Raw genomic sequence first — 26,499 nt, forward strand, 5'->3', positions numbered from 1 at the left:
ACAGGTCTGGTTATCAAGATCGCCCGGTTGTAAGTGGGCCGCGCTTACCTTAGTCGTCCGAGGCCGGGATGCAAAGCCCAATGCGGTCTATTTTTCGTTTGGACTAAACCGGTAGCCCGTGCCGCGCACGGTTTCGATCAAGGCTTCGTGGTGGCTGCCGATGGCTTTGCGCAATCGGCGAATGTGGACATCGACGGTTCGGTCTTCGACATAGACGTCACCGCCCCAGACCCGGTCCAGCAATTGCGCCCGGGAGAAGGCACGGTTGGGGTGGGTCATAAAGGTTTGCAGCAGCCTAAATTCGAGAGGACTTAGGGCCAGCGGAGCGTCTTGGATCGTGGCTTTTTGGCTAATTGGATCCAGCCGTAGTCCGCTAAATTCGACCGGTTCGTCAATGCCTTTGGGCGTCGTGCGGCGCAGTATTGCTTTTAATCGAGCGACCAGTTCGCGTGGCGAAAATGGCTTGGTGATGAAGTCGTCGGCGACGGATAGCCCGGTAATTTTAGCGTCCTCGTCTTCTTTGGCCGTCAGCATGACAATCGGCACGCCCTGATGGTCGGGGTTATTGCGGACCTTACGCGCGACCTCAAGGCCACTGGCACCGGGCATCATCCAGTCCAGTAGCATCAGATCCGGTTGGTGGGTCGTCAGCATGCGCAGGGCTTGGTTGCCGTCGGCGGCTTCCAGCGTTTCGTAGCCGGCCATTTCCAGTGCCAATACGATCATCTCGCGCACGGCGGTTTCATCGTCAACAATCAGTACGCATCGGGTCGTGTTCATGGTCAAGCATCCTCGTTAGTACGGCGCAGTAAACGCGACAAATGTGACAGTCGTGTTACTGCGCTTGAAAGGCATAGTCCAACAGGACCCCGACAAAGATCACCAGACCGACGCGGTGGTTGGCGACAAAAGCCGCGAAAATCGTTGAGCGGTCGGCTTTTACTATGCTTTTGTGTTGATTGACGAACAAATTGGCGGCAATGCCCATGCCGAGGATAAATGCGAAGCCTAAGCCGGCCTGCCAACCGGCTAGTGCCCACAGCACCCAAGCTGCCGCTTGTAACACGCCGACCATGCGCTGATCGTTGTCGCCAAAGGCGATTGCGGTGGATTTGATGCCGACCTTTACGTCGTCCGGTTTATCGACCATGGCGTATAGCGTGTCATACGCCAGCGTCCATAGTAGGTTGGCAGCGAACCAGGTCAGGGCGTTGGCACCAATCGGTTGGCCGGCGGCGACAAAGGCCATGACGATGCCCCAGCTAAAAGCCGCGCCCAAGAACAGCTGTGGGTAGTTTGTAAAGCGCTTGGTAAAGGGGTACAGCGCGGCCAGTGCCACGGCCACGATGCTGGCCAGCCAAACCATGGGTGTCAGCGTCAATACCAAACCAAAGGCCAGCACCATCAGCAGACCAAAGCAGGCTAATGCCTGACGTGGCGACAGTGCGCCGGTGACCAGAGGCCGCTGGCGGGTGCGCTCGACACCACCGTCCCAGTGGCGGTCGGCGTAGTCGTTGATGGCGCAGCCGGCGCTGCGGGTCAAAAACACGCCGAGCGCAAACACCAGCACCATGTGCACACTGGGGTTGCCGTTGTTGGCGACCCAGACCGCAATCAAGGTTGGCCAAAGCAGCACCAGCCAACCGACCGGACGGTAAAACCGAATTAGGTCCAAGTAAGGTGCCAGCGTCACGCGTCTAAATCCCGGGCCATCGAGTCAAGGTTAGCCGCCCCACCGAGGACCTGAGTCAGTGTGCTGTCCAGCACCGAGCGGGTCAGTCCTAGCTCGTCCAGCAGGGCGTCACTGATGTCGCCAGGTCGGGCTGAGACGCGGCCGTGAGCAGCCAGTAGGCGGGTCGCCACGAACAGCAATTTTGAGTAGCGCGAATTTTCGGTGTTGACGGTGGGCTGGTGCTGATAGCGCAGGGCGTCACACACGGCCTCGGGCAGTCGCCAGCTTTCAAGCAACTCGGCGCTCAGCTGTTCGCGCTCCAAACTCAGCAGGTGACGGTCGATATAGCGCGACGGCACATGCGGATTGACCTGCTGGTAACGCTCAATGTCCCGGGCCTGATCGGGGAACACGTGGGTCAGCACCAACTGGCCAAAGTTAAACAGCAGTCCGCTTAAGTAGGCCAATCCGACGTTCGGGCGGTGGTTTGGCGGGATGGCCTGTGCCAGCGCTTGCATGCTTGCCGCGCAGTAAACGCTTTGGGTCCAAAATGAGGGCTCGCCGCGCCGGCCCTTGGGCGGCGTCACGCTTTTGCCCAGCGACAGCCCCAGCGCCAAGTTAATCACCATGTCGTAGCCGAGCACGCGAATCACGGCGTCGGCGACCGAGGCGACCTGGCCGGGCGCGGCGTAGTACGGCGAATTGGCCCAGGACACCACCTGCGCGGCCAGCGAGGCATCCGTTTCGACGGCCGCGGCGAGCTCGTTGGTGCCGGCGTCCGGATCCAGCTTAAGCCGGATGATTTCGGTGGCCGTGTGCGGCAGCGGCGGCATTTCCAGCGTCTCGTCCAGGCGCTTGCGCACGCGCCGGCCGGTCAGGTTTTCGATCTGGCGGGTGATATGGGCGGTATTTTCCAGCAGCTCCGGCGTCAGTGAGGCCAATGGCCGTGTCAACACATGCACGGCCGTGCGCGGCCAATGGCTGGCGATCTCGCGTTGGGCCATGGCAACCCAGCCCAGCTCGGTTTCGATGTGCCACATGGGTTGATCGGCCAAGGCCTGGTCGAGCAGGGTCGGCGCGTTGGCAATACTGGCGCAACTGGCGGCCTGGCCACCGATGTTGAGGGTCACGGGTGAGCCCGCGCTGCGGCTGATGCGGCCGCCTAAAATACGCTCGACCGCGCCCAAATCCAGCAGCCGGTCGGCGCTGAATAGCAGTTGCAACGGCTGGCCCTGATCGGTGCTGCACAGTACCCCGACCAAGGTTTTTGACGGCGTTGGCCTGTCGCTTAAAAAATGGGTCTCAGACATGGTCAAATTATAGGCCGATTTGGTCACACTTGGGTGTAAATCAGACGCGAGCCGACCCAGCGCTGGATCAGCTTTTGTGCGCGTTGTGGATCATCCGACAGAAGCCGCTGGGCCAGTTGCGCCGTGACCGGCAATAGGTCGCGGTCGCGCGCCAGGTTAGCGACGCGAAAGCTGAGGTCGCCGGTTTGGCGAGTACCTAGCATGTCGCCGGGACCGCGCAGCTCCAGGTCCTTTTCAGCAATCACAAAACCGTCGTTACTGTCACGCAGAGTCTGCAGGCGTTCGCGGCCGTTTTCTGACAGCCCAGGCTCATACATCAGCAGACAATAGCTGGCCCGCCGGCCACGTCCGACACGTCCACGCAGCTGGTGCAGTTGGGCCAGCCCCAGGCGCTCGGCGTTTTCGATCACAATCAAGTTGGCGTTGGGCACATCGACCCCGACTTCGATCACCGTGGTCGCCACCAGAACCTGTGTGGCGCCTTGCTTAAAACCTTCCATCGCGGTTTGTTTTTGCTCGGCGCTCATGCGGCCATGGACCAGGTCCACGGTCAGCCCGGGCAGGGCGTCGGTCAGCCAGGCGTGGCTGGTTTCGGCGGCCTGCGCCGCCAGATGCTCGGACTGCTCGACCAGCGTACAGATCCAATACACCTGGCCGCCCTGGGCGACCAAATGGCCGATCCGTTCGGCCACCAAGTCGCGTTTGCGGGCGCTGATGACGCGGGTGTCGATCGGCGTGCGCCCGGGCGGCAATTCGTCGATCACGCTCATGTCCATGTCCGCGTACAGGCTCATCGCCAGCGTGCGCGGAATGGGGGTCGCGGTCATGATCAGTTGATGCGGGGCTTGGGTGCCGCCTTTGCCGGTCAGCGCCAGGCGCTGGTGGACCCCAAAGCGGTGTTGTTCGTCGACCACCACCAGTCCTAAATCGGCAAATTCGACACCGTTTTGGAACAGCGCGTGGGTGCCTACCGCGATCGCCGCTTGGCCACTGGCCAGTTGGGCCAGGGCGTCGCGCTTGGCCGCGGCTTTCATTGAGCCGGATAGCCAAACCACGCCATAGCCCAAGGGCTCAAACCAGGCTTTAAAGGCGTCCCGATGCTGCTCGGCCAATATTTCGGTGGGCGCCATCACCGTGATTTGGTGGCCTTGCGCCAACACCGGCAGTGCCGCCATCGCCGCGACCAGGGTCTTGCCGGCGCCGACATCGCCCTGGATTAATCGGTGCATCGGCTCGGGGCGGTCCAGGTCGGCCTCAATTTCGGCGACCACGCGCTGCTGGGCGGCGGTTGGGGTGTACGGCAGTGCGGCGCTGAATCGGGCCTTAAGGGGGGTGTCGAGAGGGCAGCGCGGGGCCGGCTTTTGCTTGCGGATGGCTTTGCGCTCCAGCAGCGCCAAACGGTGCCCCAACAATTCCTCGATCACCAGGCGCGAGCGCTCCGGGGCGTCTTCGAAGCGTGCCCATTGGGCCGGCGTGGGGTGGTGCAGGCGCTTCAATGACTGCAATAGATCCGGCAGCTGAAACTCGGCCTCGATGTCGGCGGGAATCAGCGGCTCTAATAGACCATGCGCCTCGACAAAGCTGAGCGACTGGGCGACCAGTTTGCGCAGGCTTTTTTGCTGCAGCCCATCGGTGATCGGATAGATCGGGTCCAGCGTATCGCTCAGTGTGATCAGATCGTGTTCGCCGAATTGAATTTCCGGGTGAACCATTTCCAGCGAATGGGCGCCGACTCGTGCCTCGCCAAAGCAGCGCAAGGCGTCGGCGTTTTCCAGTGACGTGCGCATGCCGCGCGAATAGTGAAACAGTCGCAGGGTCAGGGTGCCGGTGGCGTCGCCGACGGTCACCAGTAGGCTGCGGCGCTGACCCATGACTTCACGGATACCGATTTTTCGGCCCTCGATCAGCACCCGCATGCTGGGCTGTAATGACGCAATCGGTGCCACGCGGGTGCGGTCTTCATAGCGCAGGGGCAAGTGAAAGGCCAGGTCCAGGATCGAGTGGACGTGTAGTTTGCTGAGCTTTTCGAGGACCTTGGGGCCGACCCCGGTCAGCTGTGACAGCGACAGGTCCGCAGCCTCGCTCATGCGTCGACCGGCTCGGCATTGAGATCGCGCGCCAGTGCCTTCAATAGCTGGGCCATCAGCGTAATCGCCCCGGGACGCGGGAAGCTTGCGCGCCACGCCAGCGCGACCGTGCGCTTCATGTCGGCTTCGGCAAAGGGCTTGTTGACCAGGTGCCCGGGCGCGTAGCGATCGGTGCCGATTGCAGAGCAGGGGAGCACGCTGATGCCGAGGCCGCCGGCGACCATGTGACGTAGGGTTTCAAGGCTGGAGCTTTCGCGGTTGTGGTTGGCGCTCAGGCGCTCGCCCAATCCCGGGCAGGCGGACAGTATTTGATCGCGCAAACAGTGGCCTTCACCCAGCAGCATCAGGTCATCGCGGTTGAGGTCGGCCTTGGCGATGCTGGTTTTGCTGGCCAGCGGGTCGCTGTGGTTCATCACCACTTCGAAATGTTCGTCGTACAGCGGCAGGGTCAAGACGTCGACCTCGGTGAACGGCAGCGCGACGATGGCGGCGTCCAATTCACCCCGGCGCAGTCGTTCTCTAAGCTGGGCGGTGTAGGCCTCTTCGATAATCACCGGCATGTCGGGTGCGGCGTCGAGTGCGCGCGGGATCAAGGATGGGAATAGATAAGGGCCGACGGTGTGAATGGCGCCGAGGCGAAATGCGCCGGTCAGGGGGTCGCGCTGCTGGCTTGCCATCTGGGCAAAGTCATGGGCATGCTCCAACACGCGTTGGGCCTGCAATACCAGCGGCTCGGCACTGGGCATCAGGCGCACACCGGCACGGGCGCGTTCAAATAACGCCAGCCCCAGCTCATCTTCCAAGCGCTTGATACCGGCGCTCAGGGTGGGCTGGGATACGAAGCAGCGCTCGGCGGCGCGGCCAAAATGTTTTTCTTGGGCAAGGGCTACAAAGTAGCGAAGGCCAGTAAGGGTCATAAGTGTGACGCAATTAAATCGATGCCTCATTCTGGGGGCAGGGGCGCTAGGCATCAAGCTGGGTTTGCAGCTGCAGCAGGTCGGTCACGAGGTGATTGGCATTCGGCGCAACCCGAGCCGCATTCCGCCGGGGCTAACCGGTGTGGCTGGGGACCTCTCGGACCCGGCCGGCCTGACCTCGATTTGGCGCCGGCATTTGCCGCCCGACGGCGGTGAGCTGTGCTTGATACTGACCCCGGATGGGGGCACGGAAGCGGCCTATCGGCGGACCTTTGTGGAAGGACTGGTGAATGTGGTCGAGTCATTGCGCGTGGCGGACCGTCGTCCGCATGTGACCTTTGTGTCGTCCACCAGCGTTTTTGGTGACTTGGAAGGCGAGGTCAATGAGTTGAGCGCGGTGGCCCCCAAAGCGCCAGGCGCCAAAATACTTTGGCAGGCCGAGCAGTGGCTGGCCGGCCAGGACCTGAAGTTAACCCGGGTCCGTTTTAGTGGGATTTATGGGCCCTCACGCCTGCGCCTGATCGATAACGTGCGCGCGGGTTTGGTGCCGGGCGTGGCCAATGCGCCGACCAACCGAATTCACGAAGACGACTGCGTTGGGCTGTTGCGCTGCATTGTGCGCTCCGCTCAGGCGGGGCTGGCGGTGCCTGGGCTGATTCATGGTACGGACGAAGACCAGGCCACGCTGGGCCAGGTGTGCGCCTACATTGCGCGCAAGCTTGAGCTGCCGTTGCCGGCGTTTGATGGCGTCCCCAGTCGCCGCGGCGGGCGGCGCTGGGTCAACTCATTGGGTATTGATGCGCTGGGGTACCAGCTGCTGTACCCCGATCACCAAAGCGGCTATCAACAGGTGTTGTCGACGCTGCCGCGCTGACTTAATGCAGCTCTAGGACGCCGTCCATTTCGATGCTGGCGCCTTTCGGCAGTGCCGAAATTTCGATTGCCGCGCGCGCCGGGTAGGGCTGGGTGAAGTGCTGGGCCATGATCTCGTTGACCGTGGCAAAGTTCGACAAATCGGTCATGAAGATATTCAGCTTGGCGATGTCGTTGAGCGTGCCACCGGCCGCTTCACAGACGGCGCTCAAGTTGTTGAAGACCTGGTGAACCTGGCCTTCAAAGTCCTCGACCAGTTCCATGGTCGCCGGCACCAGCGGGATCTGACCGGACAGGTACACGGTTTTACCGACTTTGACGGCTTGACTGTAGGTGCCGACGGCGGCGGGGGCTTGGTCGGTGTGGATAACGCTACGGTTGCTCATAAAACTTCCTAAAGTTATTTGCCGCGGCTGATGCCGAGGACGCATTTTTGGGCCCGCAGTCGGCGCATGACCCGAGATAGGTGCAGTCGATCGCGTACGCTGACGGCGATACGAACGACGCTAAGGCGGGCGTCACGCTCTTCGCGTGTAATGCCCTCGATGCTGGCGTCAGCATCAGCGATGGCCGCGGCCATCTGAGCGATCACGCCGTTGGTGTTCTCGACTTCGATGGTCAAATAGGTTTCGAACTCGCCTTGGACATCGTCCGCCCAGGTCACCGCCACCGTGCGCTCGGGGTCGCTTAGCGTTTCGGCAATGTTGCGGCAGCGCTCGCGATGCACAACGACGCCCTTGCCGCGGCTGACACTGCCGATAATCGGGTCACCGGCGATCGGCATGCAGCATTTGCCGTAGGAAATGACTACACCTTCGGTGCCAGCAATGGCCAGCGGTTTGTCACCTGCCTCGGCGGTTAGCTCGCCGCTTAAGCGGTTGGCGATGGTTAGGGCAAAGCGGTCGCCCAGGCCAATTTGCTCCAACAGGGTTTCCCAGGTTTCGGCGCTGTAGACCTCGAGCACTTCGCTGCGCTGCTCGTCGGTAATGTCGTCGTGGGACAGGCCAAAGGAGGTCAGGGCACGGCCCAACAGGCGCTCGCCCAGCTTGATGGATTCGCTGCGCTGGCGTGTTTTCAGGGTGTGTCGAATGGCGGCGCGGGCTTTGCCGGTGGTGACAAAGTTGAGCCAGTCGGACGAGGGTCGTGCATTGGGTGCGGTCAGCACTTCAACGGTTTGACCGCTTTCGAGTGGTCGCGACAACGGCGCCAGCGTCCGATCAACGCGGCAGGCCACACAGCGGTTGCCGACATCCGTGTGCACGGCATAGGCAAAGTCGACCGCGGTGGCGCCGCGCTGCAGTTCCAGTATTTTGCCTTTCGGCGTGAACACATAGACCTCGTCCGGGAACAGGTCGACTTTCGCGTTCTCGATAAATTCGAGGCTGTCGCCGGCGCGCTGTTGCAGCTCCATCAAATCGCGGACCCAGCGATGGGCGCGATCCGAGGTGCCGCCGTCCTGGCCCTCTTTGTAGAGCCAATGCGCGGCAATACCGACCGCCGCCATCCGCTCCATTTCTTCGGTCCGAATTTGGATCTCGATGGGGATGCCGTGCATGCCCACCAGCGTCGTGTGCAGTGACTGGTAGCCGTTGGCTTTGGGGATGGCAATGTAGTCTTTGAAGCGACCGACGCGGGGCTTGAACAGACCGTGCATGGCGCCCAGCACGCGGTAGCAGTCATCCACCGACTCGGTAATCACGCGGAAGCCGTAAACATCCATGATTTCGGCGAAGCTTTTGTGCTGGTCTTTCATTTTGCGGTAGATCGAGTTGGCTTTTTTCTCGCGGCCGATGACATGGCCTTTGAGGCCAAATTCGGCCAGCCGGTTTTCAATCGACGTGGCGATTTCCTCGACCACGCGTTTGCGGTTGCCGGCAATTTTAGCGACTGCTTGTTCAAGCCGCCCCAAGCGCATGGGGTGCAGGGCGCGGTACGACAGCTCCTGCATTTCGCTGCGCATTTCGTACATGCCTAAACGGTTGGCAATGGGGGCGTAGATGTCCAGAGTCTCGCGGCCAATGCGCCGGCGCTTCTCCGGTTTTAGGGCGCCGATGGTGCGCATGTTGTGCAGCCGGTCGGCCAGTTTGACCATGACCACACGAATGTCCTTGGCCATGGCCAGCGCCATTTTTTGAAAGTTTTCGGCTTGCTGCTCGGCGGCGGTTTCGAACTGGATATGGGTCAGTTTACTGACGCCGTCGACCAGGTCCGCTACGGGGGCTCCAAATTGCGCCGTCAAGGCACGCTTGGACACGCCGGTATCTTCGATAACGTCGTGCAGCAAGGCCGCTTGCAGGCTTTGATGGTCCATGCGCATGTCCGCCAGCACACCGGCCACCGCGAGGGGGTGGATGATGTACGGCTCGCCGGAGCGGCGTGACTGACCGGTGTGGGCTTGTTCGGAATAGAAGTAGGCCCTGCGCACTTGGCGGATTTGCTCGAAATCGAGGTAGTCCGCCAGGCTATTGCACAGTGAGTCGATGGTCATCGACAGGTCTTAGGCGTCGTAGGAGTGGTGATCCAGGTGGCTGCTGGTTTTACGCATTTCTTCGCGTGCAGCGTCCTCGGCAGCTTGCTGGCGATCTGCTTCGTCCTGGGCGGCCATAAAGTCACGGTTGACCTTGTTTTCGGCGATTTCACGCAAGGCCAATACTGTCGGTTTGTCGTTTTCAAGCGCGACCATGGGCTCTTTGCCCTGGACGGCGATCTGACGGGCGCGACGCGAAGCCAGCATGACCAACTCAAAACGGTTTTCTACGTTGTCCAAGCAGTCTTCAACGGTTACTCGTGCCATTCGGTGATTCTCCAAAAAAGTGGTAGTAGCGTAGTTTAGCCCAGATCGGTCGTCGGCAACAGTTTTGCAAGCAACGGCGCAATTTTAGGTGCGTAATGCGTGGTTCGGCTGCGCCGGGCGGTGACGATGGTGGCCAATTGATCCAGCGCGGTATCGAAATCGTCGTTGACCACCAGGTAATCAAATTCGTGCCAATGCTTGATCTCGTTTTCCGACGTGTCCATGCGCGCCGCGATGACCTCGGCGCTGTCGGTGCCGCGTCCGGTCAGGCGACGTTCGAGCTCTTCGCGCGACGGCGGCAGGATGAAAATGGACTGGGCGGAGGGCATCCGTGACTTGATTTGCTGGGCCCCTTGCCAATCAATTTCCAACAGCACGTCGTGGCCTTTGTTGAGGTGCAACTCGACCGCGGCGCGGCTGGTGCCGTAGCGGTACTTGAAGCCAAACACCTGGGCGTGCTCCAAAAAGGCTTCGTGATAAACCATATCGACAAAGGTGGCGTCGTCGACAAAGTGGTATTCGCGGCCGTCAATTTCACCCGGTCGTGGGTTTCGCGTGGTGTGGCTGACGGAGAGGTATAGGTTGTCCATGCGTTCGAGCAGGGCACGGGTCAGGCTGGATTTTCCGGCGCCGGAGGGCGCGGCGACGACAAACAAGGCGCCTTGGGGGGTCAATGATTTCATCGATGGAGTTTAACTGCTTTTGGTGGGGGCGTCAGTGTCAACGCTGAGCCAAATCGCACGCGCATCCCACGCCGCCAGCCCCAGCAGCAGTGCGGACGCGAGCAAACAGGCGCCGAGCCCGGCGAGTGTGTAAAGAAATCCGGACCCAACGCGGCGCGCTGGCCTCAATCACCAGGTCGCAGCCGGACCAGTCGGTCGCGCTAATGGCCTGTTCGTGGCTCAGCCGGATGGGTTGTCCGGCGACTGACACACCCTCGTTGCAGACGCTCATGCTTTGGTGCCAGCGCCCGTGAACGCTGTCAAAGTTCATCAAGTGGGCGTGTGTCTTGGCATCCCGGCGGGGTCATTGATGGCCACGCAGACCAACGCTGGATGGTCGCAAATGACTCGCATCGCAAGTCGGCCAATGCGGCCAAATCCATTGATGCCAATGCGAATTTTGCCCATTCAGGGTCTCCAATTTTGAAGCGGATGGCCGGCTTTTAGCATGAAGCAATCGCGCCTTGCCACCCTTGCGCGTAACGCGCGAGTCGGTATGGTGGCGGCTCAACGTCATCCAGGAGCCAGCATGCGCCCAAGCCAACGAGCCGTCGACCAACTACGCGACATCCAAATCGAACGTAATTTCACCTGCCACGCCGAGGGCAGTGTGCTGATCAGCATTGGGCGGACGCGGGTATTGTGCACGGCCACGATCGAGGAAAGCGTGCCACGTTTCCTGCGTGGCAAAGGTCAGGGGTGGATCACCGCTGAGTACGGCATGTTGCCGCGCTCGACGCACACGCGTATGGGCCGTGAGGCGGCGCGTGGCAAGCAGCAAGGCCGTACGGTCGAGATTCAGCGCCTGATCGGACGCTCGCTGCGGGCCATGATCGACTTAAAGAAACTTGGCGAACGCCAGATCACGATTGATTGCGACGTATTGCAGGCGGACGGCGGCACGCGGTGTGCGGCCATTACCGGCGCGGCGATTGCGGTGGTCGATGCGCTGAATCGACTGCAGCGCGACAAGCGCTTAAAAGAGGACCCGGTCATCGGCATGATGTCCGCGATCAGTGTTGGCGTTTACAAGGGCACGCCGGTGCTGGATCTAGACTACGACGAGGACTCCAGTGCTGACACCGACATGAACGTGATCGCGCTTGAGGGTAAGGGATTGGTTGAAATTCAGGGCACGGCGGAGGGCGAGGTATTCGATCGCAGTCAGTTAAATCTGCTGTTGGACCTGGCCGAAACCGGAACCCAGGCGTTGTTTGACGCCCAGCGCGCGGCTCTGGCCCAGGGCTGATTACAGGTCCAGATCGTAGTCGACAATCACCGGCGCATGGTCACTGAACCGGCGCTCGGTGTAGATGCTGGCGGTCAGCACCTTGGGCGCCAGTTGTTCCGAACAAATTTGATAATCCACGCGCCATGCGCCCGGGTCGGCTTTGCTGCCGAGGTCGTCGTGGCTGGGCCACCAGCTGTGATAGCCATCATCACGTGACACTTCACGCAGGGCATCACGATAGCCCGTGGTGCTTAACAACTCGTCCATCCAATCGCGCTGTGCGGGTAAAAAGCCAAGGGTATTGGAGTGCAGGTCCGGGTCCGTCAGGTCTCGCTGTTGGTGGGCCATTTGGAAGTTGCCGGCGTAGATAAACAGGCGCCGTTTACGCCGTACTTTGCCCATGTGGGCGTTCAGCGTTTCCATGAAGTGCCACTGCAGATCCAGGCCTTCCGAGTCGCGTCCGGGCGGGATCCACAGGCTGGCGATCGACACTTCGTCGTAATCGGCTTGAATTAAGGTGCCGTGTTTATCCAGGTCGTAGTTAGCCAAGCCACGCATGATGGCCTTGGGCGTTTGGCGCACGTAAATCGCGGTGCCGCCGTAGTCCTCGTCTTCGCCTTCACAGAAAAACGCTTCGTAGCCCGGCAATTGGTAAGCGGGGTCATCGGCGATCTTGTATTCACGGCAGCGCACATCCTGAAGCGCAATGACCTCGGCGTCTTTGGTGGCGGCCCAATCGAAAAAGCCGCGTTCAGCCGCGTCAACGATGCCGTTAACGGTAAGGTTGATTACCCGCATCTTTGTTATCCTTCAAACCTATCAATTAACCGGGCACGTCCCTTAGACGAGATGATAACTTGACTCAAGCCGACTATAAACAACGCTTTTTGCAAGCCTGTGTCGATTACGGCGCATTACGCTTTGGCCAGTTCACATTAAAGAGCGGTCGTGTCAGCCCCTATTTCTTTAACGCGGGCGCTTTTAACGACGGCAACGCCTTCGCTTTATTGGGTGAATGCTACGCCGAGGCGATCGCTGGCGTCGAATTCGATGGCCTGTTTGGCCCCGCCTACAAGGGTATACCGCTGGCCACGGCGCTGTCGGTGACGCTGGCTCAGCAGGGCCGCAACGTGCCGGTGACCTTTAATCGCAAGGAAGTCAAAGACCATGGTGAGGGCGGCGTGTTGATGTGCGCCGAACCTAGCGGCCGTATTTTGCTGGTGGATGATGTGATTACCGCCGGCACCGCGGTGCGCCAGGCGATGGAGCAATTAAAAGGTGTTGATGTGTCGGCGTTGGTCGTGGCCTTGGATCGTCAAGAGCGCGGCCAAGGCAGCACCAGCGCGATCCAGGAGCTGCGAGCCCAGGGCTTGGACGTGCGCACCATTGTGACCTTGGATGATGTCTTGGAATTCGCCCGTGCGACCCAGTCCGCCGAGCACGTCGCGGCCATGGTCCAGTATCGCGAAACCTACGGCGTTCTCGCCTAGCACCACGTTCACCGCAGGCTGTACTAGACTCAGTCGCATGCGGTGGATAGTGGTAGTCGTCAGTGCGTTCTCGTTTTGGGCTTCGGCCCAAGGCATCCCCGCGTACTACCGTTTTATTGATGAAGCGGGGCGCACCCAGCTATCGGACAAAATTCCGCCAGCACAGGTCAAACGCGGCTACGAGGTGCTGGATTCACAGCTGTTCGTGATTCGCCGCGTGGCGCCGGAGTTGACCCCGGCGCAATTGGCGGCGCGCGAACTGGAGCGCCAGCGCCAGGCTGAAATCGCCGCACAGGCCGCCAAAGATCAGCAGCTATTGATGCGCTACCCAAGCGTGGCGGATTTGGACATGGCCGAGCGCAACGACATTGAACGGCTGGAGTTGCAGGTGCTGATTGCGGATAAGACCTTGGAAATTCAGCGCACGGCGCTGGCTCAGGTCGAGCGCCAGGCGGCGCGCGAGGAGCGTAACGGTGCCATCAGCGACGACACCCTAAACCGGGTCAGCGAGCGCAGCCTGGACGTCGCCAAGTTAGAATTGGCGCTGGCGAAACGCCACATAGAGATCAACGACTTGCGGGCGCTGTATGCTGCCCGCCGCGCCCGGATCGAGCGTTTGGTCGGGCAACGCTAGGCGTCGTTCTCGCGGATGATCATGGTGCCAATGCCCTGATCGGTAAACAAATCCAATAGCAGCGCATGCGGTACGCGGCCATCCAAGATGACGCTGCTGCTGACGCCATTTCTAACGGCGCTGAGGGCGCACTCAATTTTTGGCAGCATGCCGCCATACAGGGTGCCGTCGTCGATCAGGCCTTTAACGCGGGCAACGTTTAGCCCGGTTAACAGCTCGCCTGACTTGTCCAGCACACCCGGCGTATTGGTCAGTAGGTACAAGCGCTCCGCCCCCATCACCTCGGCCACTTTGCCGGCCACCGTGTCGGCATTGATGTTGTAGCTGGCGCCGTCGCGCCCGACCCCGATCGGGGCGATCACGGGAATCACCGAGCTTTGGGTCAGCAAATCCAGCACGCTGCGGTCGATGGACTCGACGTCGCCAACGTGGCCCAGGTCTATGATCTCGGGCGGCTGGTCAAGCTTGGCTTCGCGTTTGAGGTTGAGTTTGGTGGCGCGGATGAAGCTGGCGTCTTTGCCGGTTAGGCCAACGGCCTTGCCGCCGGCTTGATTGATCAGGCTGACGATGGACTTGTTGACCTGACCGCCGAGGACCATTTCGACCACGTCCATGGTGTCCGCATCGGTCACCCGTAAGCCATCGATGAACTCGCTTTTGATGTTCAGCCGTTCCAGCAGACTGCCGATTTGCGGGCCGCCGCCGTGGACCACGATCGGATTGACGCCGACTTGCTTGAGCAGGGTGACGTCTTCGGCAAACTGGCGCTGCAACTGTGGATCGACCATGGCGTTGCCGCCATATTTGACCACGATGGTCTTGCCGGCGTGGCGCTGAAAGTAGGGCAGCGCTTCGATTAGGCCTTGCGCATTATCGGCGGTGTAGGACATGGGCTTCCTTAAAAATCCAGTGACAGAGTCGGCTCAACCAGAGCCAGCTGTGTCTTAAATTGGTGCACGATGCGATCCAGCCTGGCGCTGTCGGCGGCTTCAAAGCGCAGCACCAGCACCGGTGTGGTGTTGCTAGCGCGGACTAGGCCAAAGCCATCGTCGTAGTCAACGCGGACGCCGTCGATGGTCGACAGGTCGCCGCCTTCGAACCAGCCTTGGTCGCTGAGGCGCTGAACGATATCGAATTTGCTTTGATCGGTCACGGTCAAGTTGATTTCCGGGGTACCGACATCGGCGGGCAGGGCGGCCAACAGCGTGTCCAGGTCCGTGTCCGAGCGGGCCAGTAAATCCATGATCCGGGCGGCGGTGTAGAGCGCGTCGTCAAAGCCGTACCACTGCTCTTTGTAGAATACGTGGCCGCTCATTTCGCCGGCCAGTAAGGCGCCGGTTTCGCGCATTTTCTTTTTGACCAAGGAGTGCCCGGTTTGACACATGATCGGGTTGGCGCCGGCATCGCGAATAATGCCGGCCAAATGGCGCGAACATTTGACGTCATACAGAATCGAGGCGCCAGGATTACGCGCAGCGACATCGCGCGCCAGCACCATCATTAACTTGTCGGCGAATACGTTGTCACCGGCGGCGGTAATGACGCCGACGCGGTCGCCGTCACCGTCAAAGGCAAAGCCGATGTCCGCGCCCAGTTCCGCGACCTTGGCCTGTAAATCGGCGACGTTGGCGGGCTTGGACGGATCCGGGTGGTGGTTGGGGAAGTTGCCGTCGACCTCGGTGTAGAGGCTCGTAACCTCGGCACCCATGGCCTCGAAAAAGCGCTCGGCCATCATGCCGGTGACGCCGTTGCCGCAGTCGATGACGATTTTCATCGGGGTTTTTAAGCGTAATTGCTTGCTGACTTCGCCGATGTAGCTGTCGGTCAGTTCACTGTGTTTAATTTCGCCCTGGCCGTGGCGCCAGTCCTCGTTTTGGATGCGGGTCAACAGCGCCTGGATTTCATCACCAGCCAGGGTGTTGCCGTCGATCACCATTTTGAACCCGTTGTAGTCCTTGGGATTGTGGCTGCCGGTGACCATGATGCCGGTTTGGGTGTTGGTCACGCAGGTGCCGTAATACACCAGCGGTGTCGGCACGGTGCCAATGTCCAGCACGTCCGCGCCGGTCGATGCGATGCCTTGATTCAGCGCGGCTTTGAGTGCCGGCGTGCTCAGTCGGCCATCGCCACCGGTGACGATACGGGTCTGACCCTGCGCAAGCGCTTCGCTGGCCAGGGCCTTGCCCAGTGCGTAGGCCAGTTGTTCGTCGAGCCCGTCGGTAACGATGCCGCGGACGTCATAGGCGCGGAACATGTTGGGGTCGGGGCGGTAGTGATTGGGGAGCTGCATGCGGCTGTCTTCCAAGGGTTCAAGTTCAAGGCTGAGGCCCGAGCCGGATGTGGCGTCAGGTGTGGCGTCAGGTGTGGCGTCAGGTGTGGCGTCAGGTGTGGCCGTGGAGGCCGGAAATTCCAGATCCGGCTGGTCGGCGGCTACCACCGGCGATTCGGCCGGGCTTTCGATATCGTTTCCCTCGGCCACCGGCTCCGGGGTGGGCGGCACGTCTGGCGCCGGAGCGGGTGCCGGGGTGGGTGCCGGCGGCGGTGTTTCCGGCTGTTCGTCAGGGCGACCTTTAAGGCTGAGGGCCTTGGCGGTGCGCGCGATCGCCGGGTCGACAAAGCTCGGTGCCTCGAGCCCGGGTTGGCGATGGCTGGCCAGAATGAACTGACTCATGCGGCTGAGTTCGGTGTGCCACGCGCCACGTTGTAACCGCAGCGCGACAAAGGCAGCCGCAATCAGCGCCAATAGGGCCGTCAAGCCAATCGCGCCGGCTTCGACCAGATTGATGCCAATGCCTTGGCCCAGGTAGCGGTTCGGGGTCAGCTCGACCTGCCAATAGGGGTGGCGGGTGCTCATAGTGAGGGCTTCACCGATGCCCTCGCCGCGGTCCAAAATGGGCTGGGGATCGGCTCCGTCGAAGGCTTGGATGATGCGCAAACGGCCCAGGTCACTGGAGGTCAAGACGTGTTTCAGCGCCAGATTCTGATCGACCACGACCAGCAAGGTGCCAACCTGTTCGGTGCCGTTCATGACCGGTCGTGCCAGTCGAATGTGACGTTGGGTGTCCTGCGGGTAGCTTTCCGGTGGCGGTAGCCCGCCTTTTTCGACTTGACCGATAAGGTCCAGTGTGGCGAATGAAATCGGTGGATTGGCATCGGTTTCCAGGCGCGCTTCGCCCAGCGTATACAAGCGCGTGACGATGCCGCCGGGTAGCAGTGAGGTGAAGTCCGCTTCCAACGCCAAGCGTTGGGCTTGCGTCAAGCCGCGGGCCAGCGCCTGACCCAGGCCAGGGCGCGAGGCGGCAGCCGCGGCGAGGCGCTCGAGTTGCTCGGTTTGGGCGTTGACCACCGTCACCAAGCGTTCCAGACCGATCGCAGCTTGGGCGCGGCGGATTTGGGTTTGCTCGGCCGGCACGGTAAACAGCGCCAGGCCGCCAAGCCAGACCGCGAGGGCCAAAACCAGGCCAAAAATCAGGGTTAAACGGGCCGCCACACGGACTCCTTAGAACATTTGCAGTTAGGTGGTGCCTGAGCTGCCGTAGCCGCCGGCGCCGCGCACACTGTCCTCAGCATAGTCCTCGACCCAGTTAAATTCTGGGATTCCGACCGGGACCATGACCATTTGTGCAATGCGTTCACCGACGTCGATGGTCTGGGGCTGTTGGCCGCGGTTCCACAGCGACACCATCAGCGGCCCCTGGTAGTCCGAATCAATGAGGCCAATGGTGTTGCCCAAAATGAGCCCGCGCTTGTGGCCTTGGCCCGAGCGCGGCATCAGCATGGCGCACCAATTCGGGTCGCCAATGTGAATCGACAGCCCGGTCGGGATCAGTTCGCGTTGCCCCGGCGCCAGCGTTAACGGCGCATCCAGCATGGCGCGCAGGTCAACCCCGGCGGAGCCCTCGGTGGCGCGTGCCGGCAATGGAAACTCGCTGCCCAGTCGCGGGTCCAGCAATTTAGCGTTCAGTTGCATGCCTATTCCTTAGCTAAGTCGATGATGCGCCGTACCAGTGCCTCGGCCAGCACGCGCTTGGGCGCATGGCCCAAGTCTGTGTCGCCATGGGCATCTATCCAGTGCAGGTGATTGTCGTCGGTGCCAAACGCTTGGTTGTCACCCACGGTGTTGGCCAAAATGGCATCTAGGCCTTTGCGGATCCGTTTGGCGCGCGCGTTGTCGATGGCGTTTTCGGTTTCGGCAGCAAAGCCAATGACCCAGCGCGGGCGGCGCTTGGCCCCGGCCACGGCGGCGACGATGTCTGGGTTTTCGACCCAATGGACGTCGTTAAGATCGCCTTGGCCCTTTTTCAGTTTGTGCTCGGCGGCCATGGCGGGGCGGAAATCCGCGACCGCGGCGCAGGCTATAAAGCCGTCGGGGTTGACCGCTTGGCATGCGGCCAGCATTTCAAGCGCGCTGTTGACTGCGACGCGCTCGATCCCGTCGGGGCAGTCCAGCGTGGTCGGGCCGGACACCAGGGTTACTTGGGCGCCCGCGTCACGTAGGGCCGCGGCAATGGCGTAGCCCATTTTGCCGCTGGAATGATTGGAGACATAGCGCACCGGGTCGATCGCCTCGCGGGTTGGGCCGGCGCTGACCAGCCAGTGCTGGCCGGCCAACTGGCCGCTGACCAGGGCGCGTTCAACGGCCTGATGCAGCGCCACAGGTTCGAGCATCCGGCCCAGGCCGACGTCGCCGCAGGCTTGTTCTCCGGCGTCCGGGCCATGCACCTGAATGCCGCGCGCCAGTAGCGTGGCCAAATTGGCTTGGGTGCTGGCTTGGGCCCACATTTGTTGGTTCATGGCCGGTGCGATGTGAACGGGGGCGGGGGTGGCCAGCGTTAATGTGGTCAACAAGTCATCCCCGCGACCTTGGGCCAGGCGGGCCATGGTGTCGGCGGTGCACGGCGCGATCAGCAATAGCTCAGCCCAGCGCGCCAGCTCAATATGGCCCATGCCGGCCTCGGCGCTGGGGTCCAGTAGCGTGGTTTTGACCTCGCGTCCAGACAGCGCCTGCAAGGTCAGCGGGGTTACGAACGCTTGGGCGGCCTCGGTCATCACGACCTGCACCTGAGCGCCGGCGCGCACCAATGTGCGTACCAGTTCGGCGGCTTTGTAGGCGGCGATGCCGCCGGTGATGCCGAGGATGACACGGCGTTGGGATAAAACCTGCGTCACAACAGTCCTTGGGTACTCGGGAAATGAAAACTGTCATCAGGATACGGATTCACTGACCCAAGGCAAGCGAGGAAACCATGCCACGACTGCAACACTTCGGCCCCCACAGCCTGACCGATGCTGAGTTGGCGCGCTGGGTGTTTGGCAATGCCGGCCCGAAACAGATACCCGCGCTGCGACGCTGCTACTTACGCCAGCAATGGGACGCCAGCGTCCCGGGCATTAATCCGGCCGCCATGCGCCGCATTCAGGCCTGGCAGCACTTGGCGCGGCGCTGGACCCAGCAGCATTTACAGCGGCGCCCGTTGTTGGCTGATCCGGCCGCTGCGGCGCGTTATTTGGTCCAAACGCTGGCCCATCGGCGGGTCGAAGTGTTCGTGGTTTTGATGCTCGATAGCCAGCTTCGGCTGTGTGAAACCCAAGAACTTAGCCGTGGCAGTGTGCGTGAAGCGCGGGTCTATCCGCGCGAGGTTGTCAGGGCAATTTTAGAATCAGGTGCAAGTTCCGTGGTTTTGGCGCACAATCATCCCAGCGGACAGACCGAGGCTTCAGCGGCGGATCATGCCCTGACGGAGTGCCTCGCACAGGTCCTGACACCTTTGGATGTCGACCTCATCGATCATTTCGTTGTGACCCGAGCCTGGGTTACCAGCATAAAATTTGGAACAAAGACGGCGACGGGGCTTGAGCTTTGCTCATAGTATTGGTATGGTCTCGCGCCATTTTTAACGGTTGGCTACGATAGCCGACGGGGCTGGCCGCCCTAACTTAAGCCACAACTGATTAGAGAGGACCATCATGTCAAAGGTGTGCCAAGTGACCGGCAAGCGGCCTGCTACCGGCAACAACGTTTCGCACTCAAAAGTTAGAACGCGTCGTCGCTTTCTTCCTAACCTGCAGTACCACCGTTTTTGGGTAGCGTCTGAAAATCGCTTTATCCGTTTGCGTGTTACGAGCAAAGGAATGCGCATCATCGACAAGAAAGGCATCGACGCCGTTCTTGCTGACATGCGTGCCGACGGCCAGAAAGTTTAAGGAGCTGAATCATGCGCGATAAAATTAAGTTGGTTTCTAGTGCCGGTACCGGTCACTACTACACAACCACTAAAAACAAACGCAACATGCCTGACAAAATGGAGATCAAAAAGTTTGATCCCGTGGTTCGTCAGCACGTGATGTATAAAGAAGCCAAGATCAAGTAACTCGATCTTTGCTGCAAAGGGCCCCACACTGCTGGGGCTTTTTTGTGGCCGTCGTTTGAGGATCCTGAAATGCCTGAATTGCCCGAAGTGGAAACCACAACCCGTGGCTTGGCGCCGCATTTGACGGGTCAGCGAGTGGCTGAATTTCAGGTCCGCAACCCGCGCTTGCGCTGGCCGGTGGTCGCGGACGCCAACGCCCAGCTGGCCGGACGCGTCATCGAGCGACTCCACCGCCGCTCCAAGCTGATGTTGATTCAGATGTCGGGCAATTTGACCGCGTTGTCGCACCTGGGCATGAGTGGCAGTTGGCGCATTGCCGACCCGTCGTTGACGCCCAAGCCGCATGACCACTTGTTGTTGTCGCTGGAAAATGGTGTTCAGGCCCGTTACCACGATCCACGCCGGTTTGGCAGCTTTGAGCTGTGTCCGACCGATCAGCTGGATCAGCATCCGCGCATCCGCAGCCTAGGCCCGGAGCCCTTGACCGATGCCTTTGACGCGGCGCGTTTGTACCGCCTATCGCGTGGCCGCAAGGCGCCGGTTAAAGCATTTGTGATGGACAACCAGGTGGTCGTTGGGGTCGGTAATATTTATGCGACCGAGGCGTTGTTTGCGGCCGGCATCCACCCCAAACGGGCGGCCGGACAGGTGTCCCAGGCGCGCTACCAGCGGTTGGTGGTCGAAATCAAAGCGGTGTTAGCGCGGGCTATCGACAGCGGCGGCTCTACATTGCGCGATTTCGTTAACTCCGATGGCCAGCCGGGGTATTTCGCCCAGACCCTGACCACCTATGGCCGTGCCGGGCGGCCCTGCGTGGGGTGCGCGACGCCGTTGAAGTCGATGGTAATCGGTCAGCGTACCAGCGTTTGGTGCCCTAGTTGTCAGCGCTAGCGTAGACCTGGTTTAGGGCGTCGGCGACGTTCGGGGTCACGAACGGTGTGATGTCACCGCCCAAGCGGGCGACTTCGCGGACCAGGGTTGAGCTGATATACGAGAAGTGTTCGACCGGGGTCAAAAATAGCGATTCCAGTTCGGGCTCCAGCGCGCGGTTCATATTGGCCAGCTGTAACTCGTATTCAAAGTCCGCGACTGCGCGTAAACCACGCAGCAGCACCTTGGCGTTTTGTTTGCGGGCGAACTGAGCGAGTAGCCCCGAAAATCCCATGATGCTGACGTTGTCCAAGTGTTTAATGGCGCTGTGGGCCAGTTCGACCCGTGTTTCGAGGTCAAACAGCGGTTGCTTGTTGGGGCTCTCGGCGACGGCGACCACTAAATGGTCAAACAGTTGTGAGGCGCGCTCGATTACGTGCACGTGCCCCAGGGTAATGGGATCAAAGGTGCCGGGGTAAATCGCTTTGACGCTCATGTTCGCTCCATCTGTGCGCGGACAAATTCTAATGCCCGAGTTTGTGCGTAAAACTCGGCGCTCCATGGCCAACGGCCTTGTACGAAGCCTACATGGCCCCCGCCCGAGGTCAATTCCAGCGTCAACGACTTTGGCCGTATGCCGGTGGGTTCAAGTGGCGCGGTGAACAGCGGGTCATCATCGGCTTGCACGACCAGGGTCGGGGTCTGGATGGCGCTGACGACTTGATCCGGATCGACCTGGCGGTACAGGTCCGTGGCATCGGCGAAGCCGTTCAGGGGCGCTGTGATTCGATCGTCAAAGTCGGCAAAGCGGGTCAGACGTGCCAGCTCAGCGTCATCGGGCAGGCGCCGAGCCCAGTCCAGGCCTTGGCTGACGGCCCAGTTGCGCTTGCGCTGGGTCATCCGGCGCAGCCGCCCAAGCAAGTAGCGGCGGTACAACCAGGTTGAGGGGCCATCCAGGTGCGCGGCGTTTTTGACAAAGCCAAAGGGGCAGCTGATGGCGACCGCAGCTTTGACCGTGCTTGGGCAAGCCGCAGGGCGGCCGACCAAATTAATCAGCATGGCCGCGCCCAGGCTAAACCCCACCAGCGCGACCGGGCGCTGACCGGCACTGTCGACGAGGTCGGCGACATCGGCGAAGCGACCGCCGTGGTAAGTGTCCGGGCGCAGGTTGGGTCGCACCGCACCGCGCGCGTTCCATGCCCAGGTGTTGTAGCCGGCCTGGTGAAACGCAGACTGCATGCCCGTGACGTACAGGCTGCTGGCACAGCCACCAAGGCCGTGCAGCAGTATTACCAGCGGGCCGTTGCCGGTGTCGAGCTGCTCGACCAGCAGCTCGTCCTGGTCGCGGGTCCGAACAATGGCGCGGGCGCGCCCCGGCAGGTCGATCCGCCGTAATCGTGTTGGAATAATTGATTGCAGGTGCGGATTGGCAAGCCACCACGCCGGGCGAAAGCTCATGCCGGCTCGATTAGCTTTAAATGCTCTTGGCCGGCGCGGGTCGATTTCATCACGCTCCAGCCGCCGGGCAAGGTCCAGTCCGGCTCGTGTTCAATCGCCACCAAGGCGTCCGCGGCCAATACAGGGCGGATGCGCTCCAGCGCCGGTTCCAGCAGGCCTTGTCGAAAAGGGGGGTCCAAAAAGACCAGGTCATACGGCCCGTTCAGCGCGGCGCTGAGTCCGCTGCCGCGTTGGCAGTGGCCGTTCGCAAGGTCCCAGTCGATCAGGGTTTGACTCAGCGCCGCGGCCAAACGTTTGTCCTGTTCGATGGCGTCCAGGTGCGCCGCCCCCCGGGACAAGGCTTCCAGCCCAAGGGCGCCGGTGCCGGCAAAGGCGTCCAGCACGCGGGCGCCGTCGAGCCAGCCCTGAAGCCAGTTAAATAAGGTCTCGCGGACGCGGCTCGGGGTCGGGCGCAGGCCCTCGCGCTCGGGTACCTGGATGCGCCGGCCACGGTGAGTGCCGGCGATGATGCGAAGGTTTACGGGGTTTGCCACGTGCTGAACTCGTTATAGGTGATCGATTGAATGGCGTCGGCTAGTTGCGTGTTCCAGCGTGGTGACAGGTTTTCGAGTGCCATCCGTTCGAGCAGCGGCAACGCCGTCGCGGTGCTGTCCAGGGCGCCGTTCAGCTCACGTTTGAGGGTGCGCTGGACACCTTCAAAGAGGCGCACGGGCTCCGCTTGGGGTGTCCGCGCCATGGCGCTTTCAAAACGCGCCGCCAGCGCCTGGTAGGCAAACTGGGGGTGCGACCGTGGGCTGGCGCCATCGATGCCGATAATGCGGTTGACCACCGCGTCCCAGCCGGCCAAGTCAAGGTTGCCTAGGGCTGCGGCGGCGCGCGGCTGGCCGGGCCAGGGCTGCTGGGTCCAGTCACCGGGGCCGTCGATGCGGACCCAGATCAGTGTGCCCATGCGCCGCGTGCTGATGGCATGGTCGGCTAAGGCGTCGTCCGCCCAGCCCATAAACGGGACCGGGTCGTCGAACGCGAGGCTGATGTGCGGGCGCAGGTCACGGTCCAGCCAGCGCGCATGGTCGGCGCTGGTGGGTAGGGTGGGACGTTCGGGCATGCTCAAGTTGAGCAGCAAAATAATGCCCATCAGCACCGGGATCATGATCCACAGTGTGCTGCGATCGGCTTTTAACTTGCGAAGTGGGCCGGCGCCAACTTCGGTCTCAGATTTCGACTGCGATTTCACCTGAAAATGATACCATGCGGGCGCACAAAATTAGGGGAGTTGCATTTGGAATCTTGGGTGGCGGTGATGGAGCAAGGCTGGCCTTATGCGGTAGGCCTGCTCGCGGGTGCGGTGGTACTGGCGTTGATTGTGCGTGCCAGCAAGAAAATGGACGCCCCAAGCGAGCCGGCGCTCAAGACTGTGCCTGCCGCCAAGGTTGCGGTTGCACCCAAGGCCGTCGATGCCTCAGCGGATCCGGCTTCTGAGGCGCCGGTCGATGCGGCTGACCCAGTCGATTTGGCGACGGTCTCGCCGGTCAGCTTAGGCGAGCGCCTAAAAACCGGACTTTCGCGCACCCGCGGTGCCTTTGCCGGCCTCGGTGCGGTGCTACAAGGGGACTTCACGGACGAGCTGGAAGAAGAGCTCGAAGAAATTCTGCTGACCTCGGATTTGGGCATGCAGGCGAGCACGGAAGTGATGGCGCGCTTGCGCGTTCGCGTCGAGCGCGACGGCCTCAAAGGTGACGGCATCCGCGATGCGCTCAAGGCGGTGCTGTTGGACATTATTGCCCCCTGCGAGGCGGCGTTCGAGCCCGGCCCCGGCACCAACGTGGTGATGATGGTCGGCATCAATGGCGCCGGCAAGACCACCACCTTGGGCAAGCTCGCCGCCCAGCACAAAGCCTGCGGCCGCAGCGTCACCTTGGCCGCCGGAGACACCTTTCGCGCAGCCGCGGTCGAGCAGCTCAAAGCCTGGGCCGATCGCGCCGGCGTACCGGTGATCGCACAGGACACGGGGGCCGATAGCGCCTCGGTCATTTTCGACGCCTTGGCCAGCGCGCGCGCCAAGGACCAAGACATTTTACTGGCCGATACGGCAGGCCGCCTTCAAAACAAAGACCACCTGATGGACGAGCTGTCAAAGGTCGTTCGGGTGCTCAAAAAGCAAGACGCCAACGCGCCCCACGAGGTACTGCTGGTGCTGGACGCGGGCACCGGCCAGAACGCTATTTCCCAGGCCGAATTATTCACCCGAGCGGTCGGCGTCACCGGTATCGTGTTGACCAAGCTGGATGGCACTGCCAAGGGTGGCGTGGCCTTTGCTATCGCCCTGAAATTTGGCCTCCCGATTCGCTATATCGGCGTCGGTGAGGGCATCGAGGACTTGCAGGCGTTCAGCGCCCAAGCCTTTGTTGATGCACTGTTTGAACCGGCGAACGCCTAGATGATCGAGTTTCAAAATGTCAGCAAGCGTTACGGCGCACGGGTTGCGCTGGATGACGTGAGCTTTCGTTTGGATCCGGGCGAGATGTCGTTTTTGGTCGGCCACAGTGGCGCCGGAAAATCGACTTTGCTGCGCCAATTGATTTGCCTTGAAGCGCCGACCGAGGGGCGGGTGTTGGTCGGTAACTTTGACTTGCGCCGGCTGACTGCGGAGCAACTGCCGATTTATCGGCGCAAGGTCGGGGTCGTTTTTCAGGATCCGCAGCTGCTGATGGATCGCTCGGTGTATGACAACGTAGCGTTGCCGCTGCAGGCCTCGGGCTTTGATCGCAAGGCCATCCCGCACCGGGTCGAGGCGGCACTGCAGCAGGTTGACCTCAGCGAACTGGCCGGTGTGTTGCCGACCGCGCTGTCCAGCGGCCAACGCCAGCGCGTTGGCATCGCCCGGGCCGTGGTGCATCGACCGGCATTGCTGCTGGCGGACGAGCCGACCGGTAACTTGGATCCGGACCTGTCGAAAAAAATCATGAAGTTGTTTACCCAGTTTCGTAACCATGGAGTCACGGTGTTGATCGCGACTCACGAGCAAGCGCTGGTGGAAAGTCAGCCGTTTCGAGTCCTGCGCTTGGATGGCGGCCGGCTGGTGGAAGGCCAATGAGTATCAGTATTCACGGTGGCTACCATGCCCACTGGGAGGCTATGCAAGACGCGATCCGACGCCTGCGTAACGACCCGATTCGCCACAGCGTCGGGGTGCTGGTGATGGCCATCATGCTGGCGTTGCCTGGGGTGTCGTGGGTGGCCTTGCGCGGTTTGGACTTGCTGATCCCGGCTGAGGCGCTGACCCCGGGGGTTTCGGTATTCATTCAAAAGGATGCTGACGAGGCGGGGCTGGACGCGCTGGCGGACCGATTAAACCTTGAGGCTGGGGTGTTTTTGGTCGAGTTGGTCAGTGCCGATCGCGGGCTGCAGGCCCTTAGCGAACTCGCAGGGCTGACTGAATTGAGCGGCGCGTTCGAACAAAATCCCTTGCCCAACGTGTTGCGCGTGTTGCTGGACCCGGATGCCCCGGTCGAGCGGGCGCGTGGGTTGGCGTTGCAACTGGAAAGCGATCCCCTGGTCGAGTTTGTTCGTATCGACCAGGGTATCAGCGTAGAAATGCGTAACGCCCTGGTGCTGGGCCAGCGCTTGGTCATGGTGTTGGCGGTGATGGTGGTGTCAGCGATCGTGCTGGTGGTGACCGGTGCGACTCGTATCGAGGTGACCCGCGCGCGCGCCGAAATTGCCCTCGTCGATTTGGTTGGCGGGACCATGCGTTATGCGCGTCGCCCATTCATCTATATGGGCTTGCTTCAGGGCGCCGCTGGTGGCTTGCTGGCGGCGGGCTTTGTCTGGTTGGGTGCCGAGCTGGTCGGCGCGCCGTTATCGCGGCTGGTGGTGCTGTACGGCGATACCGGCAGTGCGATTGGCGCCGACGCCGGTGATTTGCTGTTGCCGTTGTTAGTCGGCACTTTATTAGGCGGTTTGGGCGCGCGTTTGGCGGCACGCACCCAGAGCATCGCGTTTTCCTGAGTAGATGCAAAAATTAGCGGTAATGCGTCCGTTTTGTCAGTGCATTAGTTACAAACTGTAAC

General features: G+C 61.3%; 31 protein-coding genes. 11 read left to right on the top strand and 20 right to left on the bottom strand.

Annotated elements, in window-relative coordinates:
- Positions 1-87: 87 nt before the first annotated feature.
- From phoB to GH975_RS00940, 5 genes are read right to left on the bottom strand one after another with little or no spacing between them, the layout of a single operon-like run.
- Positions 88-780 (bottom strand): phosphate regulon transcriptional regulator PhoB, encoded by a 693-nt coding sequence (gene phoB / locus GH975_RS00920; RefSeq protein WP_153712700.1) that lies wholly within the window; start codon positions 778-780, stop codon positions 88-90.
- 55 nt (positions 781-835) lie between these two features.
- Positions 836-1,693 carry a 4-hydroxybenzoate octaprenyltransferase gene (ubiA, locus tag GH975_RS00925; RefSeq protein WP_153712701.1) on the bottom strand — a complete coding sequence of 286 codons (858 nt, stop codon included), beginning with the start codon at positions 1,691-1,693 and terminating at the stop codon, positions 836-838.
- Positions 1,690-2,982 carry an HDOD domain-containing protein gene (locus GH975_RS00930; protein ID WP_153712702.1) on the bottom strand — a complete coding sequence of 431 codons (1,293 nt, stop codon included), beginning with the start codon at positions 2,980-2,982 and terminating at the stop codon, positions 1,690-1,692. The genes ubiA and GH975_RS00930 overlap by 4 nt, the downstream gene beginning before the upstream one ends.
- A gap of 23 nt (positions 2,983-3,005) precedes the next feature.
- A complete protein-coding gene (gene recG, locus GH975_RS00935; protein ID WP_153712703.1) occupies positions 3,006-5,069 on the bottom strand; it encodes an ATP-dependent DNA helicase RecG in 2,064 nt (687 codons plus the stop codon).
- Positions 5,066-5,986 (bottom strand): hydrogen peroxide-inducible genes activator, encoded by a 921-nt coding sequence (locus GH975_RS00940; RefSeq protein WP_153712704.1) that lies wholly within the window; start codon positions 5,984-5,986, stop codon positions 5,066-5,068. Before GH975_RS00940 ends, recG begins: the two co-directional genes overlap by 4 nt.
- A gap of 4 nt (positions 5,987-5,990) precedes the next feature.
- On the opposite strand from GH975_RS00940, the gene GH975_RS00945 reads away from it, so the two are divergent.
- Complete coding sequence (locus GH975_RS00945) at positions 5,991-6,860, top strand: NAD-dependent epimerase/dehydratase family protein (protein WP_170272503.1); 870 nt, start codon at positions 5,991-5,993, stop codon at positions 6,858-6,860.
- Position 6,861: 1 nt separating this feature from the next.
- Here GH975_RS00945 and GH975_RS00950 read toward each other — a convergent pair whose 3' ends face one another.
- Genes GH975_RS00950 through GH975_RS12285 form a run of 6 tightly spaced genes read right to left on the bottom strand, consistent with a single transcriptional unit; the run spans position 6,862 to position 10,783 of the window.
- Positions 6,862-7,245 carry a RidA family protein gene (locus GH975_RS00950; protein WP_153712706.1) on the bottom strand — a complete coding sequence of 128 codons (384 nt, stop codon included), beginning with the start codon at positions 7,243-7,245 and terminating at the stop codon, positions 6,862-6,864.
- A gap of 14 nt (positions 7,246-7,259) precedes the next feature.
- Positions 7,260-9,347: a RelA/SpoT family protein gene (locus GH975_RS00955; RefSeq protein WP_153712707.1), complete on the bottom strand. Its 2,088-nt coding sequence runs from the start codon at positions 9,345-9,347 to the stop codon at positions 7,260-7,262.
- Between the two features lie 9 nt (positions 9,348-9,356).
- The gene (rpoZ, locus tag GH975_RS00960) at positions 9,357-9,653 is read right to left on the bottom strand and encodes a DNA-directed RNA polymerase subunit omega (protein WP_153712708.1); all 297 of its coding nucleotides are present in this window, start codon (positions 9,651-9,653) and stop codon (positions 9,357-9,359) included.
- A gap of 35 nt (positions 9,654-9,688) precedes the next feature.
- Positions 9,689-10,336 carry a guanylate kinase gene (gene gmk / locus GH975_RS00965; RefSeq protein WP_153712709.1) on the bottom strand — a complete coding sequence of 216 codons (648 nt, stop codon included), beginning with the start codon at positions 10,334-10,336 and terminating at the stop codon, positions 9,689-9,691.
- A 37-nt stretch (positions 10,337-10,373) separates the two neighbouring features.
- Entirely contained in the window at positions 10,374-10,646 is a 273-nt protein-coding gene (locus GH975_RS00970; protein WP_272482786.1) for a glyceraldehyde 3-phosphate dehydrogenase NAD-binding domain-containing protein, read from the bottom strand.
- Positions 10,646-10,783, bottom strand: a complete 138-nt coding sequence (locus GH975_RS12285; protein ID WP_322788859.1) for a glyceraldehyde 3-phosphate dehydrogenase NAD-binding domain-containing protein — start codon at positions 10,781-10,783, stop codon at positions 10,646-10,648. The genes GH975_RS00970 and GH975_RS12285 overlap by 1 nt, the downstream gene beginning before the upstream one ends.
- Positions 10,784-10,904: 121 nt before the next feature.
- Here GH975_RS12285 and rph point away from each other — a divergent pair, with 121 nt between their 5' ends.
- Positions 10,905-11,624 (top strand): ribonuclease PH, encoded by a 720-nt coding sequence (gene rph / locus GH975_RS00975; RefSeq protein WP_153712710.1) that lies wholly within the window; start codon positions 10,905-10,907, stop codon positions 11,622-11,624.
- Here the strand turns inward: rph and GH975_RS00980 are convergent, their stop codons facing one another.
- Entirely contained in the window at positions 11,625-12,404 is a 780-nt protein-coding gene (locus GH975_RS00980) for an exodeoxyribonuclease III (protein ID WP_153712711.1), read from the bottom strand.
- Between the two features lie 59 nt (positions 12,405-12,463).
- On the opposite strand from GH975_RS00980, the gene pyrE reads away from it, so the two are divergent.
- A complete protein-coding gene (gene pyrE / locus GH975_RS00985; RefSeq protein ID WP_153712712.1) occupies positions 12,464-13,096 on the top strand; it encodes an orotate phosphoribosyltransferase in 633 nt (210 codons plus the stop codon).
- A 37-nt stretch (positions 13,097-13,133) separates the two neighbouring features.
- Positions 13,134-13,730, top strand: a complete 597-nt coding sequence (locus tag GH975_RS00990; RefSeq protein WP_153712713.1) for a hypothetical protein — start codon at positions 13,134-13,136, stop codon at positions 13,728-13,730.
- Here the strand turns inward: GH975_RS00990 and argB are convergent.
- The 4 genes from argB to coaBC are packed head-to-tail and all read right to left on the bottom strand — an operon-like array spanning position 13,727 to position 18,899.
- Positions 13,727-14,620: an acetylglutamate kinase gene (gene argB / locus GH975_RS00995; protein ID WP_153712714.1), complete on the bottom strand. Its 894-nt coding sequence runs from the start codon at positions 14,618-14,620 to the stop codon at positions 13,727-13,729. The genes GH975_RS00990 and argB overlap by 4 nt on opposite strands.
- 8 nt (positions 14,621-14,628) lie before the next feature.
- Positions 14,629-17,220, bottom strand: coding sequence for a phosphomannomutase/phosphoglucomutase (locus tag GH975_RS12080; protein WP_153712715.1), 2,592 nt, complete (start codon positions 17,218-17,220; stop codon positions 14,629-14,631).
- Positions 17,221-17,244: 24 nt separating this feature from the next.
- Complete coding sequence (dut, locus tag GH975_RS01005; protein WP_153712716.1) at positions 17,245-17,700, bottom strand: dUTP diphosphatase; 456 nt, start codon at positions 17,698-17,700, stop codon at positions 17,245-17,247.
- A gap of 2 nt (positions 17,701-17,702) precedes the next feature.
- The gene (gene coaBC / locus GH975_RS01010) at positions 17,703-18,899 is read right to left on the bottom strand and encodes a bifunctional phosphopantothenoylcysteine decarboxylase/phosphopantothenate--cysteine ligase CoaBC (RefSeq protein WP_153712717.1); all 1,197 of its coding nucleotides are present in this window, start codon (positions 18,897-18,899) and stop codon (positions 17,703-17,705) included.
- Positions 18,900-18,976: 77 nt separating this feature from the next.
- Between coaBC and GH975_RS01015 the strand changes: the two genes are divergently transcribed.
- From GH975_RS01015 to mutM, 4 genes are all read left to right on the top strand, one after another.
- Positions 18,977-19,600 carry a JAB domain-containing protein gene (locus GH975_RS01015; protein WP_153712718.1) on the top strand — a complete coding sequence of 208 codons (624 nt, stop codon included), beginning with the start codon at positions 18,977-18,979 and terminating at the stop codon, positions 19,598-19,600.
- Between the two features lie 97 nt (positions 19,601-19,697).
- Positions 19,698-19,934 (top strand): 50S ribosomal protein L28, encoded by a 237-nt coding sequence (gene rpmB / locus GH975_RS01020; protein ID WP_153712719.1) that lies wholly within the window; start codon positions 19,698-19,700, stop codon positions 19,932-19,934.
- 11 nt (positions 19,935-19,945) lie between these two features.
- Positions 19,946-20,101 (top strand): 50S ribosomal protein L33, encoded by a 156-nt coding sequence (gene rpmG / locus GH975_RS01025; RefSeq protein ID WP_153712720.1) that lies wholly within the window; start codon positions 19,946-19,948, stop codon positions 20,099-20,101.
- 69 nt (positions 20,102-20,170) lie between these two features.
- Positions 20,171-20,992: a bifunctional DNA-formamidopyrimidine glycosylase/DNA-(apurinic or apyrimidinic site) lyase gene (gene mutM, locus GH975_RS01030; RefSeq protein ID WP_153712721.1), complete on the top strand. Its 822-nt coding sequence runs from the start codon at positions 20,171-20,173 to the stop codon at positions 20,990-20,992.
- Here mutM and coaD read toward each other — a convergent pair.
- Genes coaD through GH975_RS01050 form a run of 4 tightly spaced genes read right to left on the bottom strand, consistent with a single transcriptional unit; the run spans position 20,976 to position 23,663 of the window.
- Complete coding sequence (gene coaD, locus GH975_RS01035; RefSeq protein ID WP_153712722.1) at positions 20,976-21,467, bottom strand: pantetheine-phosphate adenylyltransferase; 492 nt, start codon at positions 21,465-21,467, stop codon at positions 20,976-20,978. The two genes, mutM and coaD, sit on opposite strands and share 17 nt — an antisense overlap.
- Positions 21,464-22,429 (bottom strand): YheT family hydrolase, encoded by a 966-nt coding sequence (locus GH975_RS01040; protein WP_153712723.1) that lies wholly within the window; start codon positions 22,427-22,429, stop codon positions 21,464-21,466. The genes coaD and GH975_RS01040 overlap by 4 nt, the downstream gene beginning before the upstream one ends.
- Positions 22,426-22,962 (bottom strand): 16S rRNA (guanine(966)-N(2))-methyltransferase RsmD, encoded by a 537-nt coding sequence (gene rsmD / locus GH975_RS01045; RefSeq protein ID WP_153712724.1) that lies wholly within the window; start codon positions 22,960-22,962, stop codon positions 22,426-22,428. The genes GH975_RS01040 and rsmD overlap by 4 nt, the downstream gene beginning before the upstream one ends.
- A complete protein-coding gene (locus GH975_RS01050; protein WP_153712725.1) occupies positions 22,947-23,663 on the bottom strand; it encodes a hypothetical protein in 717 nt (238 codons plus the stop codon). The genes rsmD and GH975_RS01050 overlap by 16 nt, the downstream gene beginning before the upstream one ends.
- 45 nt (positions 23,664-23,708) lie before the next feature.
- On the opposite strand from GH975_RS01050, the gene ftsY reads away from it, so the two are divergent.
- The 3 genes from ftsY to GH975_RS01065 are packed head-to-tail and all read left to right on the top strand — an operon-like array spanning position 23,709 to position 26,437.
- On the top strand, positions 23,709-24,866 hold the full coding sequence (ftsY, locus tag GH975_RS01055) for a signal recognition particle-docking protein FtsY (protein WP_246164737.1): 1,158 nt from the start codon (positions 23,709-23,711) through the stop codon (positions 24,864-24,866).
- On the top strand, positions 24,867-25,523 hold the full coding sequence (ftsE, locus tag GH975_RS01060) for a cell division ATP-binding protein FtsE (RefSeq protein WP_153712726.1): 657 nt from the start codon (positions 24,867-24,869) through the stop codon (positions 25,521-25,523). It abuts the gene before it with no gap.
- The gene (locus GH975_RS01065; RefSeq protein ID WP_153712727.1) at positions 25,520-26,437 is read left to right on the top strand and encodes a cell division protein FtsX; all 918 of its coding nucleotides are present in this window, start codon (positions 25,520-25,522) and stop codon (positions 26,435-26,437) included. The genes ftsE and GH975_RS01065 overlap by 4 nt, the downstream gene beginning before the upstream one ends.
- The last annotated feature ends 62 nt before the right edge of the window (positions 26,438-26,499 follow it).

The sequence above is a fragment of the Litorivicinus lipolyticus genome, assembly GCF_009650135.1.
GTDB lineage: Bacteria > Pseudomonadota > Gammaproteobacteria > Pseudomonadales > Litorivicinaceae > Litorivicinus > Litorivicinus lipolyticus.

Excerpts from the sequence above, each read along its gene's own strand:
- phoB (WP_153712700.1), bottom strand. The coding sequence starts at position 780 with ATGAACACGACCCGATGCGTACTGATTGTTGACGATGAAACCGCCGTG.
- GH975_RS00930 (WP_153712702.1), bottom strand. The coding sequence starts at position 2,982 with ATGTCTGAGACCCATTTTTTAAGCGACAGGCCAACGCCGTCAAAAACC.
- recG (WP_153712703.1), bottom strand. The coding sequence starts at position 5,069 with ATGAGCGAGGCTGCGGACCTGTCGCTGTCACAGCTGACCGGGGTCGGC.
- GH975_RS00940 (WP_153712704.1), bottom strand. The coding sequence starts at position 5,986 with ATGACCCTTACTGGCCTTCGCTACTTTGTAGCCCTTGCCCAAGAAAAA.
- GH975_RS00950 (WP_153712706.1), bottom strand. The coding sequence starts at position 7,245 with ATGAGCAACCGTAGCGTTATCCACACCGACCAAGCCCCCGCCGCCGTC.
- GH975_RS00955 (WP_153712707.1), bottom strand. The coding sequence starts at position 9,347 with ATGACCATCGACTCACTGTGCAATAGCCTGGCGGACTACCTCGATTTC.
- rpoZ (WP_153712708.1), bottom strand. The coding sequence starts at position 9,653 with ATGGCACGAGTAACCGTTGAAGACTGCTTGGACAACGTAGAAAACCGT.
- gmk (WP_153712709.1), bottom strand. The coding sequence starts at position 10,336 with ATGAAATCATTGACCCCCCAAGGCGCCTTGTTTGTCGTCGCCGCGCCC.
- GH975_RS00970 (WP_272482786.1), bottom strand. The coding sequence starts at position 10,646 with ATGAACTTTGACAGCGTTCACGGGCGCTGGCACCAAAGCATGAGCGTC.
- GH975_RS12285 (WP_322788859.1), bottom strand. The coding sequence starts at position 10,783 with ATGGGCAAAATTCGCATTGGCATCAATGGATTTGGCCGCATTGGCCGA.
- rph (WP_153712710.1), top strand. The coding sequence starts at position 10,905 with ATGCGCCCAAGCCAACGAGCCGTCGACCAACTACGCGACATCCAAATC.
- GH975_RS00980 (WP_153712711.1), bottom strand. The coding sequence starts at position 12,404 with ATGCGGGTAATCAACCTTACCGTTAACGGCATCGTTGACGCGGCTGAA.
- GH975_RS00990 (WP_153712713.1), top strand. The coding sequence starts at position 13,134 with ATGCGGTGGATAGTGGTAGTCGTCAGTGCGTTCTCGTTTTGGGCTTCG.
- argB (WP_153712714.1), bottom strand. The coding sequence starts at position 14,620 with ATGTCCTACACCGCCGATAATGCGCAAGGCCTAATCGAAGCGCTGCCC.
- dut (WP_153712716.1), bottom strand. The coding sequence starts at position 17,700 with ATGCAACTGAACGCTAAATTGCTGGACCCGCGACTGGGCAGCGAGTTT.
- GH975_RS01015 (WP_153712718.1), top strand. The coding sequence starts at position 18,977 with ATGCCACGACTGCAACACTTCGGCCCCCACAGCCTGACCGATGCTGAG.
- rpmB (WP_153712719.1), top strand. The coding sequence starts at position 19,698 with ATGTCAAAGGTGTGCCAAGTGACCGGCAAGCGGCCTGCTACCGGCAAC.
- rpmG (WP_153712720.1), top strand. The coding sequence starts at position 19,946 with ATGCGCGATAAAATTAAGTTGGTTTCTAGTGCCGGTACCGGTCACTAC.
- mutM (WP_153712721.1), top strand. The coding sequence starts at position 20,171 with ATGCCTGAATTGCCCGAAGTGGAAACCACAACCCGTGGCTTGGCGCCG.
- coaD (WP_153712722.1), bottom strand. The coding sequence starts at position 21,467 with ATGAGCGTCAAAGCGATTTACCCCGGCACCTTTGATCCCATTACCCTG.
- GH975_RS01040 (WP_153712723.1), bottom strand. The coding sequence starts at position 22,429 with ATGAGCTTTCGCCCGGCGTGGTGGCTTGCCAATCCGCACCTGCAATCA.
- ftsE (WP_153712726.1), top strand. The coding sequence starts at position 24,867 with ATGATCGAGTTTCAAAATGTCAGCAAGCGTTACGGCGCACGGGTTGCG.
- GH975_RS01065 (WP_153712727.1), top strand. The coding sequence starts at position 25,520 with ATGAGTATCAGTATTCACGGTGGCTACCATGCCCACTGGGAGGCTATG.